Source organism: Actinomycetospora sp. NBRC 106378 (assembly GCF_030269685.1).
Lineage (GTDB): Bacteria > Actinomycetota > Actinomycetes > Mycobacteriales > Pseudonocardiaceae > Actinomycetospora.
Genome location: NZ_BSTT01000007.1, coordinates 230,070 through 244,519, shown reverse-complemented (window position 1 = coordinate 244,519; position 14,450 = coordinate 230,070). Strand labels below are relative to the sequence as shown.

Here is a 14,450-nt window from a genome sequence, read left to right as displayed (position 1 = left end):
GTGCCCGTGCCGGGGGAGGGGCACACTGCACGCCGATGAGCGATCCGCAGCGCGCCGTGCGCGACCTGGCCGACGACCACGTCCACCGCCTCGCGGCCCTCGACCCGATCCTCGCGGGCCACCTCGGGTGGAACGACCACCTCGACGAGCTGCCCGACCTCTCGCCCGACGGGATCGCCGCCGGTGAGGACGTCCGGCGGGACACCCTCTCCCGGCTCACGGCCCTGCCCGCACCCACCGACGCCGACGAGCGCCGGTGTGCCCGCCTGCTCGCGGAACGGCTGGAGGCGGAGCTGGCACACAGCTCCTCCGGCGAGCCGCTGCGGGCGGTCCAGGAGCTGTTCGGGCCGACCGCCGGCGTGCGGACCGCCTTCACGCTGATGCCGACGGCGACCGAGGACGACTGGGCCGCGGTGGCCCGGCGTTCCGCCCGCGTCCCGGCCGCGCTGGAGGGCTACCGCCGCTCGCTGGAGGAGGGACGACGACGGGGCCTGTTCGCGGCGCCGCGGCAGGTGGTGCGGGTCGCCGCGCAGCTGCGGGCCTGGCTCGACGACGACGGCGGGCGCGGCTGGTTCTCGGGGTTCGCGCGCGGGGCCGAGGTCGGCCCCGGCGTCCGGGCCGAGCTCGACCGGGGCGCCGCAGCGGCCGCCGGGAGCCTCGCGGGCCTGCGGGACTGGCTGCTCGCGGAGTACCTGCCCGCGGCCGAGGGGACGCCGGACGCCGTCGGCGCCGAGCGCTACCGGATCGCGGCGCGCTACTGGAACGGTGCCGACCTCGACGTCGACGAGGTCTACGCGTGGGGCTGGTCGGAGTTCCGCCGGCTGCGCGACGAGATGGCGGTCGAGGCGGAGCGGGTGCTGCCGGGCGCGGACGCGGCGACCGCGATGGCGCACCTCGACACCGCGGGCGAGGTCATCGTCGGTGGCGACGCCGCCGTGGCGCACCTGCAGGCGATCATGGACGCGACGATCGCCGGGCTGGACGGGACGCAGTTCGACCTGTCGGGCCCGATCCGCGCGGTCGAGGCCCGACTCGCGCCGGCCGGGAGCGCCGCCGCGCCGTACTACACGCCGCCGTCGATGGACTTCGCCCGACCGGGCCGCACGTGGCTCCCGGCGTCCTCGGACGACCGCTACCCGATGTGGGGTCTCTACTCGACCTGGTACCACGAGGGCGTTCCCGGTCATCACCTGCAGCTCGCCTCGTGGCCGCTGCACGCCGGGCGCCTGTCGCTGTTCCAGACCTCGGTGGTCGGGATGGTGAGCGCGAACATCGAGGGCTGGGCGCTGTACGCGGAGCGGCTCATGGACGAGCTGGGCTTCCACGCCGACCCGGGGTCGCGCCTCGGCTACCTCGACGCGCAGATGCTGCGGGCGATCCGCGTCGTGATCGACCTCGGCATGCACCTGAGGCTGCCGATCCCGGACGACTCCCCGGTCGGCGCGGGGGAGCGGTGGACGCCGGAGCTGGCGCGGGAGTTCTTCGGGCGCCACAGCGGGCGTTCGTCGGAGATGCTCGACTCCGAACTGATCCGCTATCTCGGCGGTCCGGGGCAGGCGATCGGCTACAAGCTCGGCGAACGGGCCTGGCTGGCGGGGCGCGACGAGGCCCGGCGGCGCGCGAGCCGTCAGGGGGCGGACTTCGACCTCCCCTCCTGGCACGCCGCCGCCCTGGCCCAGGGGTCACTGGGCCTGGACGACCTGGTGCGAGAACTCGCAGGTGAGCACTAATCCGTGCCACGGCACGGAATAGTGCTCACCTGCGCGGAGCGCACCTCAGTGCCGCAGGCCCGCCTCCCGCATGAGCGGCATGACCTGCTCGCCGAAGTGGTCGATCTCCTCGTTGTAGTCGAGGAAGCCCATGATCATGCCCTCCATGCCGTGGTCGGAGAGCTGCTGGAACCCCTCCACGACCTGCTCGGGCGTGCCCACCAGCGGCTGTCCGGCCCAGCCGGCGATGAAGCGCTCCTTGAACTTCTCGATCTGCTCGTTGAACGACTGCGACTCCATGCCGATGATCGACATGAGGTTCTGGGCGCCCGGCCAGTCGCCCTCGTCGATGATGCGCTGGTGGTCGCGCTTGGCCTCGGCCTCGGTGTCCCGGCACACGACCAGTCCGTAGGTCATCGTCGAGATCTGGCGCTGGTACTCCTCGCGTGCCTTGCGCTTGATGTCCTTGGTGTAGTCGGCCATCGCGTCCATGTCGAGCGAGGCGAAGTTGATGTCGACGTACTTCGCGGAGAAGTCGGTGCCCGACTTCGAGTTGCCGGCGTTGATGAGCACCGGGCGCGGGTCCTGACGCGGCTTCGGCTCGGACTCCAGGTTCTTGGCCTGGAAGTACTTCCCGTCGAAGTCGAACTCGCCCTCGGCGGTCCAGAGACGCTCGACGAGCTCGAGCCACTCCCCGCCGTAGACGTAGCGCTCGTCGTGCTCGAGCTGCTTGGGGTTGAACATCCCCATCTCCGGGGTGAACCAGCCCATCACCAGGTTCATCCCGAAGCGGCCGTTCGCGATGTGGTCGTTGGTGACGGCCATGTTGGCGGCGACCACCGGGTGCACGGTCGGGATGTGGGTGGTGGTGAAGACGGTGATCTGCTCGGTGGCCTCGGCGATGCCCGCCGCCCAGGTGAACGTCTCGAAGTTGGTGCCGTTGAAGTTGACGTTGCCGCCGAAGCCCTTCCAGCGGGCGACCGGGACCATCGCCTCCATGCCGAGCCGGTCGGCCTTCTGCGCGATCGACTTCGTGTGCTCCCACGTGATCTCGTACGTGGTGGGCGCGTCGGTCATGCACAGCCCGCCCGAACAGTTCGACCCGAACAGTCCGAGCTTCATCTTCTGGTCGTTGAAGATGGACGGCCCGGTGCGGGTGTGCTCCAGGGGCAGCGTCTGCTCGCGGCCGTACGTGATCGTCTGGACCATGGGTGACTACCTCCAAGGGCGTCCTCGGTGACTGCGATCACGCTAGGAAGTCGCGCGCGGCCGATCCATCCGGTTGGCGCAGTCGGGCATCCGAAGTGCGCAGACCCCTGTCGGCGTGCTCGGTCGCTCTGTCAGGAACGCAGCGTCTGCGAGGGCAGGCGTCCGTACTTGGCGCGGTACTGCTCGGAGAAGCGGCCCTGGTGCAGGAAGCCCCACGAGGCGGCGAGCTCGGTGACCGAGCTGTCCGCGGGGTTGCTGGCGAGCAGGTCGGCGTGGACCCGCGTCAGGCGGACGTCGCGGACGTACTCGCTGGGCGTCATCCCGACGTGGCGGGCGAAGGTCACCTGCAGCGTCCGCGTCGAGACACCGACCCGTCTCGCGAGCTGCGGGATGCTGAACGCCTCGGCGGCGTGGCCGTCGATGAACTCGAGGGTCTGGCGCACGATCGCCGGCCGGTCCTCGGTCCGCGGCGCGAGCAGCTCGTCGGTGTACTGGTGGCCGACCCCGTGCAGCAGCGCGGTCATCACGTAGGTCTCGAGCTGGGCGCGGGCCAGGGGGGCGCTCGCGATGCCCCCGGGGCGGTCGAGCTCGGTCTGCAGGAACCGGACCGCGCTCATCAGCGCTGCCCCGGGCCCCGCCGTCAGGTCCATGGAGACGTCGAAGTCGAGCGCGTCGTGGACGGGGTGGCCCAGCAGGCCGCCGAGGTGCTCCTCGAGCGGGCCGCGCGGGAACTTCATGGCGAACTGCGTCGCCTCCGGGCTCCACGTGACCGTGGAGTCCTCGGTCGGCAGCAGCACCGCGCCGCTGCGCCCGCCCTCGGTGACCGCCCGCTCCCGGCCCCGGCGACGAGTCACCTCGGTGCGCCCGGAGAGCGTCAGGTTGACGTGGTAGCAGTGCTCGAGCGGCGGGAGGTCGAGCGAGGCGTGGGCGCCGTAGACGAGATAGCCCAGCGTGAGCCGGTCCGAGGCGACGCTGTTCAGCCGCGCGTCGAGCGGGCGTCCGCCGAGCGAGTCCAGCTGGTGCGGGACGTAGACCTCCGTGACGACGTGACGGGCCTCGTCGACGTCGTCGGTGTTCATCACCGCGTGCGCGGCCAGGGGTTCCTCGGTCGGAGCGCTCACCTGCATGACCCCTTGCTCGATCACGCCGTTGTGTGGTGGTGCTCACGGTTGCACGCATACGATCGGCGCGCAAGACGGCCGTTCACCGCGAGGATCGGCGCCGGAACGCATACGATCCGCGCCTCACGAGCGTCAGGAAGTGCCTCGATGTCCTCTGCCGTCCAGCCCGACGGGGCGCGCACCCAGGCCTACCGCCGCATCCGTTCCGACATCGCCGCCGGCGCGCTCGTCCCCGGGTCGTGGGTCCGCGAGGGGCCCCTCGCGGACACGCTCGGGGTCAGTCGCACGCCGGTTCGCGAGGCGCTCAACGCGCTCGCCGCCGAGGGACTCGTCGAGATCGTGCGGCACCGCGGCGCGCGGGTCAGCTCCTGGACCCGTCGCGACGTCGACGAGGTCTACTCGCTGCGGGCGCTGCTCGAGGGCGAGGGTGCCCGGCTCGCCGCGGAGCGGGCCGACGCCCCGGTGACCGCCACGCTGCACGAGCACGAACACGCCTTCGCGGACGCGGCGGCCGACCTCTCGCGTCTCCGGGCCGTCGGCCAGGACGCCGGACCGGCTCTGGACAGCGCGGTCGAGGCGAACCGGGCGCTGCACGCCGCGGTGATGCGCGCCGCCGACAGCCCGCGCCTGGAGTCGCTGCTCGCCTCGGTGTCCTCCACCCCGCTCGTCGCGCTCGCCTTCGGCCACTACGCCGACGCCGACCTCGCCCGCAGCGTCGCCGGCCACCACGACCTCGTCCTCGGCATCGAGCACCGCGACGCCGCCCTGGCCGAGTCGGCGATGCGCTCGCACATCCTCGGCGCCCGCCACGCCGCCGCCCGGAGCGCCACCGACGCCTGATCCTTCCCGACGTCGGGTCGTGCCCGGCTGTGGTGCCCGCGCGTGGCGCACACGGTCCGGGGGTTCGCGAGTGCAGTGCTGAGCCCTGCGCGTGGCGCACACACCGCGGGGGTGTGCGGATGCGGTGGTGGTGAGCCCTGCGCGTGGCGCACACCTCGTGCGCTGCTCGCGGCCGCGCCCGGTGCGCGGACGTCGTGAGCGCGTCGCGTCCCCGGTCGTGCGTGTCGCGCACGAGGAATCGACCATGGGCGACGGAGACCGGCGGGGCCCCACGATGTGTGCGTCGCACGTCGGGCTCGCCCGGGTCCTTCGCCCAGCAGCGCGGAGTGTGTGCGTCCCGCGTCAGCGACGCCCCTCCACGACGATGCGCCGTTCCTCCCGCTGGACGACAGCAACGACGCTTTCCTGCCACGAGGGCGGGGACCCCTGCGCGAATCGGCTGACCGGGTGCGCGAGACGGATGGGGCGCGAGGGGACGGCTCCCTAGCGTTCACGGGGTACTCGCACCGCGTGAGCTGCCCGCACCCGGAGGTCAACCGGTGACCGTCACCCTGCTCGGTCTCGTCGGATCGCCCAACGCCGGGGGCCGCAGCTCCACGGCGTTGTCGGCGTTCCTCGACGCCACGGGCGCCCCGAGCACCGTCGTCGAGCTCGGCGGCGGACCGGACCCCGAGGACCTGCAGCGGGCCGTCGAGGCGGCGGACGGCGTGGTCTTCGCGACCCCCACCTACCGCGCGCGCTCGTCCGGGCTGATCAAGGCGGTCCTGGAGAACACGCAGCGGGGCGCAGTGGGGGAGCAGCGTGCACCGCTGCGCGGCAAGGCGACCGCGATCGTGCACACCGGGAACGCCGCGGAGCACTTCCTCGCCGTCGACGACCTGCGCTCCGTGCTGGCCGGCTTCTTCGCCGCCCAGGTCCTCTCGCCCGGGCTGTTCCTCAGCGGCGCGCACTTCGGTCCCGACGGCGAGCTGACCGCGGACGCCCGGGACCTCGTCGCCGCCCACGGGCGCGCGTTCGCCGAGTTCACCGCGGCGGTCCGCGCCGCACCCGCCATGACCGCGCTGGCCCCGTTGCTGTGACACCCGCCGTCGTGAAGGAGCAGTCGTGACCCTCGCCGTCGCAGCCGCCGCCGCCGCCGTGGACGTCGTCGACCATGCGGTCGCCGAGATCGGACGCGGCCGGCCCGTCGTGGTGCACGGAGGCACCGAGGGCGCGGTGCTGGTGGCCGCGGCCGTCGGGATCGAGCCCGCGACGGTCGCGTTCCTCGTCCGCTACGGCAGCGGCTTCGTCGAGGCGGCGGCCCCGGAATCGCTGCTCGACGCCCTGGACCTGCCGCCCGCGTCCGGCCGCAGCGCCCGCACCGTGCCCTTCGACGCCGCCACCGGCGTGAGCACCGGGATCAGCGCCACCGACCGGGCCCGGACCCTGGCCCTGCTCGCCGACCCGTCGACCCGGCCCGAGGACCTCACCCGGCCCGGCCACGTCGTCGCGACGGCCACCCGGCCCGGCCGGATCGACACCGCCGAGGCCGCCTCCGCGCTCACCGCACTGGCCGGGCTCGGCCCGGTCGCGGTGCTCTGCACGCTGCTGGACGAGGAGTCGGGCGAACTCCTCGAGCCGGTGACCGCCGGTGCCTTCGCCCGCGTCGAGGGCCTGGTGGACCTCGCCGTCACCGACCTGATCACGAGGTGAGGACCATGGAACAGTTCCAGATGCTGATCGGCGGCCGTTCGGTCGACGCGATCTCCGGCAAGACCTTCGAGTCGCAGAACCCCTACACGGGCGAGAACTGGGCGACGATCCCCGACGGCGGGCCCGAGGACGTCGACGCCGCCGTCGCCGCCGCCCGCTCGGCGTTCGAGGGGGAGTGGGGCGCGATGACGGGCTTCGCCCGCGCCGCCTGCCTGCGCCGCCTCGGCGACCTCATCGGACAGAACGCCGAGCGGCTCGCGACGCTCGAGGTCAACGACTCCGGCAAGCTCTACCGCGAGATGCTCGGCCAGCTCAACGGGCTCGGTGGTTGGTACCACTACTTCGCGGGCCTGGCCGACAAGATCGAGGGCGCGCAGATCCCCTCGCCGAACCCGAACTACCTCGTCTACACCCGCCGCGAGCCGATCGGCGTCGTCGCCGCGATCACGCCGTGGAACTCGCCGCTGCTGCTCATGACCTTCAAGCTGGCGCCGCTGCTCGCGGCCGGCTGCACCGTCGTGATCAAGCCCAGCGAGCACGCCCCCGCGTCGACCCTCGGCTTCGTCGAGCTGATCGAGCAGGCCGGGATCCCGGCCGGGGTCGTCAACGTCGTGACCGGGCTGAACCGCGAGACCGGCGCCCACCTGGCGGCCCACCCCGGCGTGGACAAGGTCGCGTTCACCGGCTCGACGGCGACCGGCAGGCACGTCGGCCAGGCCGCCATGGAGAACCTCAACCCGGTCACCCTGGAACTGGGCGGCAAGTCGCCGCAGGTCGTGTTCGCGGACGCGGACCTGCAGGCCGCCGCCAACGGGCTCGTCGCCGGGGTGTTCGCCGCGACCGGGCAGACCTGCATGGCCGGCTCGCGTCTGATCGTGCACGCCGACGTCCACGACGAGCTCGTCCGTCTCGTCGCCGAGCGCGCCGCCTCGATCAAGCTCGGCAACCCGATGGACGCCGAGACCGAGATGGGCCCGGTGGCCAACCAGCCGCAGTACGAGAAGGTCCTCGGCTACCTCGACAAGGCCCGCGAGGAGGGCGCCACGATCGCCTACGGCGGCGTCGCCGAGGAGTCGCTGGGCAGCTACTTCGTGCGCCCGACGGTGCTGTCGGTCAAGCCGACCGACACCGTGTACCGGGAGGAGGTCTTCGGCCCGGTGCTCTCGGCGGTGACGTTCACCGACGAGGACGAGGCGATCAAACTCGCCAACGACACGCCCTACGGGCTCGCCGGCGCCGTCTGGACCAAGGACATCCACCGCGGCCACCGGGTCGCCGGGAGGATCCGCGCGGGCACGGTCTGGATCAACGCCTACCGCGTGCTGTCGCCCAGCGTCCCCTTCGGCGGGTTCAAGCAGTCCGGCCTGGGCCGCGAGAACGGGCTGAACGGCGTCGACGCCTACCTCGAGACCAAGGCGGTGTGGGTCGAGCTGACCGGCGGGACGCGCGACCCGTTCACGTTGGGCTAGCGAGCAGGTGAGCACTTTTCCGTGCCGGGACACGGAAAACTGCTCACCTGCGGGTACCGCACACCCATGAAGGCCATCGCCTACCACCAGAAGTCCGGGCCGTTCAGCGAGATCGAGCTGCCCGACCCGACCCCCGGCCCCCGCGACGTCGTCGTCGAGGTCCGGGCGGTCTCGGTGAACCCCGTCGACACGAAGGTCCACCACGGCGCCGACCCCGGGGGTGAGCCGAAGGTCCTCGGGTTCGACGCGGCCGGGGTGGTCACCGCGGTCGGCGACGAGGTGACGCTGTTCTCCGTCGGCGACGAGGTCATGGAGGCCGGCTCGATCGACCGCCCGGGCACGAACGCGCAGTACCACGTGGTCGACGAGCGCATCGTCGGCCGCAAGCCCGCGACCCTCGACTGGGCGGAGGCCGCGGCGCTGCCGCTCACCGCGATCACCGCGTGGGAGTCGCTCTTCGACCGCTTCCGCCTGCCCGACGGCCGGTCGCGCACGCTGCTCGTCATGGGCGCGGCCGGCGGGGTCGGCTCGATGGTGCTGCAGTACGCCCGGGCCCTCACCGACCTCACGCTCGTCGGCACCGCGTCGCGCGAGGCCTCGCGTGACTGGGCCACCGCCATGGGCGCCCATCACACGGCCGACCACCACGACCTCGTCGCGTCCGTGCGGAAGGTGGCGCCCGAGGGCGTCGACCTCGTCTTCTCGCCCTACACCGAGGGCATGATCGAGACCTACGCCGAGCTGCTGAACCCGGGCGGCGGCATCGTCGCGATCGACGAGCCCGAGGGGCTGGAGACGCTGCCGCTCAAGGACAAGAGCCTCGCGCTGCACTGGGAGCTCATGTTCACGCGGGCGCTGTTCGAGCCGGCCGACATGATCGCCCAGCACGAGCTGCTCGACCGCACCGCCGACCTGGTCGAGGCCGGCACGGTGCGGACCACGCTGTCCGAGCGGCTCGACGGCCTGACCGCCGAGAACCTGCAGCGCGCCCACGAGCTGGTGGAGGGCGGGCACATGACCGGCAAGGTCGCCATCACGGTCTGACGCGCGGCGGTCCCCGGGGCCCGGGCCCCGGGGACCTCGTCCCGGCCGTGTCCCGGCCGTGTCCTCCTCGGTGCCCGTCGATCGGGACACGTTCCCGACGACGGGTGGGCCGGTTCGAGCATCATCCTGCGGATGCTGACCGTCAGGGGCGCGGAGCTGGTCTGGACCGGGACGCGGGAGATCGAGCGCGGGGAGGTCCACGTCGGGACCGACGGGCTCGTCGTCGCCACGCCGGAGCCCGCCGCGGAGAACCTCGATGCGACCGGGTGCATCGTCACGCCCGGCCTCGTCAACGCCCACCACCACCTCATGCAGTCGCTGTTCCGGACGCTGCCCGGCACGCGCGGGGTCCCGATGCGCGAGTGGCTGCCGACGATGGCGGCGGCGTACACGGCGGCGGGCGTGGACGCGGAGCTGTGCCACCGGGCGGCGCGCGTCGGGCTGACGGAGTCGGTGCTCTGCGGGGTGACGACGGTCGCCGACCACCACCTGACCTGGCCCGCCGGCCTGCCCGACGCCGGGGTGGGGATCGCGACCGCCGTCGCCGACGCCGCCGACGCGGTGGGAGCTCGCCTGGTGTTCGTCCGGGGGAGCGCCCGCGACGACCCGCAGGAGGCGGCGGCGTCGGCGGAGGCGATCGCCGTCGCCCTCCGCGGCCGGTGCCAGGTCGCCGTCGGACCCGCCGGGGTGCACTCCGACGCACCCGAGACCTTCGCGCTGCTCGGGGAGGTCGCGGCCCGGCACGGGTTGCGGCGGCGGACGCAGGCGAACGAGCAGGTCGACGTGGAGGTGGCGGCGCAGCGTTACGGGCGGCGTCCGCTGGAGCTGCTCGACGAGTGGGGCTGGCTCGCCGACGACGTGACCCTGGCGCACCTCTGCGCGATCACCGACGAGGAGCGCGCCCGACTCGCCGCGACCGGGGTGAGCGCCACCCACGCGCCCGGCTGCGACCTGCCGATGGGCTGGGGCATCGCCCCCGTCGCCGCGCTCACCGACGACGGAGTCGGCGTCGGCCTCGGCACCAGCGGCGGCGGGTCGAACGACGCCGGACACCTGCTCGCCGACGCCCGGCTCGCGATGCAGGTCGCCCCGCTCGCCGGACGCGCGCTCACGGCCCGCGAGGTCCTCGGGTTCGCGACGGCGGGAGGCGCGGCCGGCCTGGGTCGTCCCGATCTCGGACACCTCGACCCGGGTGCGGCGGGTGACCTCGTGTGCTGGGACGTCTCCGGGCCGGCCGACGAGGGCGTGCACGACCGGCTGGCCGGCCTGCTCTGGGCGAACCCGGGGCGCCGCCCGCGGCACGTCGTCGTCGGCGGCCGGGTGGTGGTGCGCGACTACGTCGCCCGTGAGCAGGAGAGGTCGCTGTAGCGGCCTCTCCGCTCACCTGCGCGCCGCGCACCTACGGCAGCACCGGCACCCCGGCCCACGTGTCGCCGTCGCGCACGTACCGGGTCCGCGACGCCACCCGGTCCGGTCCGCCGAGCCAGACCTCGATCGTCGTCGGCACCAGCGCGAAGGTGGTCCAGCTCGCGGGGCGCCGGGCCGGGACGTCGGTCGTCGCGTCGAGCGCGGACGGGTCGACCTCGTACCGGGGACCCCGCAGCGTCGGGAGCACCGCGTCGTAGAGCCACGCGACCCGCTGCAGGTGCGGCGGCCGGACCGCGAACGCGGCGTCCGACACCGTCGCGTCGAGCTCGTGGACCCGTCCGGTCACCACCGCCTGCCGTCCCGCGTCGGACCAGTGGAACACCCCGCAGGCCCGGGGGTCGTGGGCGAGGTCGACGGTCTTCCCGGTCGGGGTCGAGGAGTGGAAGCGCAGGCCGCCGTCGACCACACCGGTGACCAGCACGGTGCGCGCCCGCGGGCCGCCGTCGGGAGCCGTCGTCGCGAGCGTCATCGCGCCGCCGTCGGGGAGCCACGCCGTGAGGAGGGCCAGCGGGTCAGCCACCGTGCACCACCAGGACGATGCCCGTGGTCGTCCCGACCTGCCGGAACCGGTGCGGGGTGGTGCCGGGGTAGGAGATCGACCCGCAGCGGTCGAGGCTGACGACGGGCGATCCCTCGAGCTCCACCTCGAACCGCCCCGCCACGACGTAGAGCAGCTCGGTGCGCCCGTGGGTGAAGAACTCGCCCCACTCCGTCGGCGCCCCGACGAACTCCGTGACGTCCGCGCCCTCCGGGTCGTGCAGCAGGAGACGGGCGGCGCCACCCGCGTCGACCGGCACGGGGTCGGGCTCCCCGGCCAGCAGCGCCTGCTGCGTGGTCCCCAGCGCCTCGGCGATGCGCCACAGCGACCGCATCGAGGGCCGGGCCCGTCCGAGCTCGAGCTGGGACAGGAACGGCTGCGAGAGCCCGGCGGCCGCGGCCAGTTGGACGAGTGTCATCCCCCGCTCGCGCCGGGCGCGCCGCAGCGTCGGTCCGAGGGCACCGTCGGGTTCACCGGCCCGTTGCCGGGCGTCATCACGCGGCAACACGCGCTCCCTACCGTCCTGCCTGGATATCGACAGCATCAATACATACCAGGTGGGAGGCCGGATGACGTCGATCGTGGTCGGGTCGCCGGGGGACACCCCCCACCTCGTCGGCACCCGGGTGGACGCCCTCGCCCGGGTGTGTCGGGTCGACGGCACGAGCGGTCGGCTCCCCGTTCCCGACGGCGGGTCGGGCTCGGTCACCCTCGACGCCGACGGCTGGCTGGCGATCCCGGCCCCGGCCGAGCCGCACGCCCACCTCGACAAGGCCCTCACCGCCGCGCGCCTCCCCGCCGGGACGGGCCACGACCTGCCGGCCGCCGTCGCCGCGTGGAAGGCGATGAGTCCGGCCTTCGGCCCGGACGACGTCACCGCCCGTGCCCTGGCGGCGGTCGGGCGCAGTCTCGCGCACGGCACGACCGCGATCCGGACCCACGTCGACGTCCGCCCGGTCGACGCGGGCGACCGCCTCGCCGGCCTCGACGCTCTCGTCGCCCTGCGCGACCGGCTCCGCGGCACGGTCGACCTCCAGCTGTGCCTACTCCCCAACTGGGAGGCCCCGACGACGCTGATCGACGAGGCGGTGGACCACGGGGTCGACGTCCTCGGCGGCTGTCCGCACCTCGCACCGGACCCGCGCCACGAGGTGACCCGCCTCCTCGACGTCGCGGAGCGCACCGGCCTCCCCGTCGACCTGCACGCCGACGAGCGGCTCGACGGCCCGGACCGGCTCGACGTCGCCGAGCTCGCCGACCAGGTGCTCGCCCGCGGTCTGACCCAGCAGGTCACCGCGAGCCACGTCGTCCGGCTCGGCGTGCTGGAACCGGCGGCGCGGACCCGCGTGATCGACCGGATCGTGGCCGCCGGGATCGGCGTCGTCACCAACCCGATCACCAACCTCTACCTGCAGGCCCGCGACGTGACCCACCGGGCGCCGCGGGGTCTCACCGCCGTGCGCGAGCTCCTCGCCGCGGGCGTGCCGGTCGCGGCCGGCGCGGACAACCTGCGCGACCCGTTCAACCCGGTCGGCCGCGCGGACGCCTTCGAGACGACGTCGCTGCTGGTCACCGCCGCCCACCTCACCCCGGCCCAGGCACTCGCCGCCGTCACCACCGACGCCCGGCGCCTCCTCGGGATCGACGGCGGCGACGGCGACCTCGTGCTCGTCCCGGTGACCTCCGAGGACCCCCTCGGCGACGCCCTCGCCGGGGCCGCGGACGCCCGGATCGTCGTCCACCGCGGCCGCGTCGTCGCCGACACCCGCTGCGCCCGCACCGTCGACCTGCCGGAGCTGACCACCGTATGACCCTCATCTTCGACGCCGTGACGAAGCGCTTCGCCACCGGGACGACGGCGCTCGACGACGTGTCGCTGGACGTCGGGCCGCGGGAGTTCGTGTCGGTCGTCGGCCCGTCCGGCTGCGGGAAGTCGACGCTGCTGCGCCTCGCCTCCGGGCTCGACGTCGCCTCGTCGGGAACCGTCCGGGTGGACGCCGAGCGCCTGTCCTACGTGTTCCAGGACCCGGCCCTGCTGGAGTGGCGCTCGGCGGCGCGCAACGTGGAGCTCGTCGGCGAGCTGCGCGGGGTGGAGAAGCAGGAACGCCGCCTGCGGGCCCGGGCCGCCCTGGCCCTCGTCGGGCTGGAGGGCTTCGCCCAGCAGCACCCCCGGCAGCTCTCCGGCGGTATGCGGATGCGGGTGTCCCTCGCCCGCGCGCTCGTCTCCGACCCGCAGCTCGCCCTGTTCGACGAGCCCTTCGGCGCCCTCGACGAGATCACCCGCCTGCAGATGCAGTCCGAGTTGCAGCGCCTGTTCGCCGCGCCCGACACGCACTTCGCCGGGCTCTTCATCACGCACTCGGTGTCGGAGGCGGTCTACCTGTCGACCCGCGTCCTCGTCATGAGCGGGCGGCCAGGCCGGATCGTCGACGAGATCGACGTGCCGTTCGCCCATCCCCGGCCCCCGGACCTGCGGCACACCGCCGAGTTCGCGGAGCTCACCGGCCGCGTGTCGGCCGCCCTGGCCGGCGAGGTGGCCGCGTGACCGCGCTGGTGGAGCCGACCCGGACCGTTCCCGACGACGGGTCGCCGACGGCCCCCTCGCGTCCGTGGTGGCGCAGTGCCCTCGCCCGCTCCGCGCCGATCGCGGCGGCCGTCGCGGGCATCGTCGTGATCTGGTACGCGGTGAGCTATCTCGTCCTGTCGCCGTCGCAGCGCTTCCTCCTGCCGCCGCCGCACGAGGCGTTCGGGGTCGCGCTGGGGAACCCCCGGATCGCCGGGCCGATGTTCGAGGCGCTGGGCCGCAGCGCCGCCGTCGCCCTGGTCGGGCTGGTGGTCGCGGTCGTGCTCGGCATCGCCTACGCGGTCGTCATGAGCCAGTCGTCCTGGGCCGAGCGGATCCTCTACCCGTACGCGGTCATCCTCCAGACGATCCCGATCCTGGCGCTCGTGCCGCTGATCGGCATCTGGCTGGGGTACGCGTTCACCGCCCGCGTGGTGGTCTGCGTGATCATCGCGCTGTTCCCGATGATCTCGAACACGCTGTTCGGGCTGCAGTCCGCGAGCCGGGACGCCCACGACGTGCTCACCCTGAACCGGGCGACCCGGTGGCAGCGGCTGGTCAAGCTGCAGCTCCCGGCGGCCGTCCCCGCGATCTTCACCGGGCTGCGCAACGCCGCCGGGCTGTCGGTCATCGGCGTCATCGTCGCCGACTTCTACTTCCAGCAGGGCGACCCCGGCATCGGCGGCCTGCTGCGTCTGTACACGACGAAGTTGCAGATGGAGGCCCTGTTCACCGCGATCACCCTCACCGCGCTGTTCGGGGTGCTCGTGTTCTCCGCGTTCGCCCTGGCCGACCGGCTCGTCGTCGGTCGCCGGTACGGCCGCTGACCCGAGAGGA

The 14,450-nt window shown here is 73.6% G+C and carries 14 protein-coding genes; 10 read left to right on the top strand and 4 right to left on the bottom strand.

The window, feature by feature from the left end:
• Positions 1-35 precede the first annotated feature (35 nt).
• A complete protein-coding gene (locus tag QSK00_RS17890; RefSeq protein ID WP_285592507.1) occupies positions 36-1,730 on the top strand; it encodes a DUF885 domain-containing protein in 1,695 nt (564 codons plus the stop codon).
• Between the two features lie 45 nt (positions 1,731-1,775).
• Here QSK00_RS17890 and QSK00_RS17885 read toward each other — a convergent pair whose 3' ends face one another.
• On the bottom strand, positions 1,776-2,918 hold the full coding sequence (locus QSK00_RS17885) for an LLM class flavin-dependent oxidoreductase (RefSeq protein WP_285592506.1): 1,143 nt from the start codon (positions 2,916-2,918) through the stop codon (positions 1,776-1,778).
• 131 nt (positions 2,919-3,049) lie between these two features.
• On the bottom strand, positions 3,050-4,039 hold the full coding sequence (locus tag QSK00_RS17880) for an AraC family transcriptional regulator (protein WP_285592505.1): 990 nt from the start codon (positions 4,037-4,039) through the stop codon (positions 3,050-3,052).
• 147 nt (positions 4,040-4,186) lie between these two features.
• Here QSK00_RS17880 and QSK00_RS17875 point away from each other — a divergent pair, with 147 nt between their 5' ends.
• From QSK00_RS17875 to QSK00_RS17850, 6 genes are all read left to right on the top strand, one after another.
• The gene (locus tag QSK00_RS17875) at positions 4,187-4,879 is read left to right on the top strand and encodes a GntR family transcriptional regulator (protein ID WP_285592504.1); all 693 of its coding nucleotides are present in this window, start codon (positions 4,187-4,189) and stop codon (positions 4,877-4,879) included.
• 539 nt (positions 4,880-5,418) lie between these two features.
• A complete protein-coding gene (locus QSK00_RS17870; RefSeq protein WP_285592503.1) occupies positions 5,419-5,958 on the top strand; it encodes an NADPH-dependent FMN reductase in 540 nt (179 codons plus the stop codon).
• Between the two features lie 25 nt (positions 5,959-5,983).
• Positions 5,984-6,571: a 3,4-dihydroxy-2-butanone-4-phosphate synthase gene (locus QSK00_RS17865; RefSeq protein WP_285592502.1), complete on the top strand. Its 588-nt coding sequence runs from the start codon at positions 5,984-5,986 to the stop codon at positions 6,569-6,571.
• 5 nt (positions 6,572-6,576) lie between these two features.
• A complete protein-coding gene (locus QSK00_RS17860) occupies positions 6,577-8,040 on the top strand; it encodes an aldehyde dehydrogenase (protein ID WP_285592501.1) in 1,464 nt (487 codons plus the stop codon).
• Positions 8,041-8,106: 66 nt separating this feature from the next.
• Positions 8,107-9,084 (top strand): zinc-binding alcohol dehydrogenase family protein, encoded by a 978-nt coding sequence (locus QSK00_RS17855; RefSeq protein WP_285592500.1) that lies wholly within the window; start codon positions 8,107-8,109, stop codon positions 9,082-9,084.
• Positions 9,085-9,216: 132 nt separating this feature from the next.
• A complete protein-coding gene (locus QSK00_RS17850; protein WP_285592499.1) occupies positions 9,217-10,452 on the top strand; it encodes an amidohydrolase family protein in 1,236 nt (411 codons plus the stop codon).
• 31 nt (positions 10,453-10,483) lie between these two features.
• On the opposite strand, the gene QSK00_RS17845 is transcribed toward QSK00_RS17850, so the two are convergent.
• Together QSK00_RS17845 and QSK00_RS17840 are read right to left on the bottom strand one after the other, a co-directional pair.
• Positions 10,484-11,032 (bottom strand): pyridoxine/pyridoxamine 5'-phosphate oxidase, encoded by a 549-nt coding sequence (locus tag QSK00_RS17845; protein WP_285592498.1) that lies wholly within the window; start codon positions 11,030-11,032, stop codon positions 10,484-10,486.
• Positions 11,025-11,594, bottom strand: a complete 570-nt coding sequence (locus QSK00_RS17840; RefSeq protein WP_502872046.1) for a helix-turn-helix domain-containing protein — start codon at positions 11,592-11,594, stop codon at positions 11,025-11,027. Before QSK00_RS17840 ends, QSK00_RS17845 begins: the two co-directional genes overlap by 8 nt.
• Positions 11,595-11,619: 25 nt before the next feature.
• Here QSK00_RS17840 and QSK00_RS17835 point away from each other — a divergent pair, with 25 nt between their 5' ends.
• The 3 genes from QSK00_RS17835 to QSK00_RS17825 are packed head-to-tail and all read left to right on the top strand — an operon-like array spanning position 11,620 to position 14,440.
• A complete protein-coding gene (locus QSK00_RS17835; protein WP_285592496.1) occupies positions 11,620-12,861 on the top strand; it encodes an amidohydrolase family protein in 1,242 nt (413 codons plus the stop codon).
• Positions 12,858-13,595 (top strand): ABC transporter ATP-binding protein, encoded by a 738-nt coding sequence (locus QSK00_RS17830; protein ID WP_285592495.1) that lies wholly within the window; start codon positions 12,858-12,860, stop codon positions 13,593-13,595. Before QSK00_RS17835 ends, QSK00_RS17830 begins: the two co-directional genes overlap by 4 nt.
• Positions 13,592-14,440 (top strand): ABC transporter permease, encoded by an 849-nt coding sequence (locus QSK00_RS17825; RefSeq protein WP_285592494.1) that lies wholly within the window; start codon positions 13,592-13,594, stop codon positions 14,438-14,440. The genes QSK00_RS17830 and QSK00_RS17825 overlap by 4 nt, the downstream gene beginning before the upstream one ends.
• Positions 14,441-14,450: the final 10 nt, after the last annotated feature.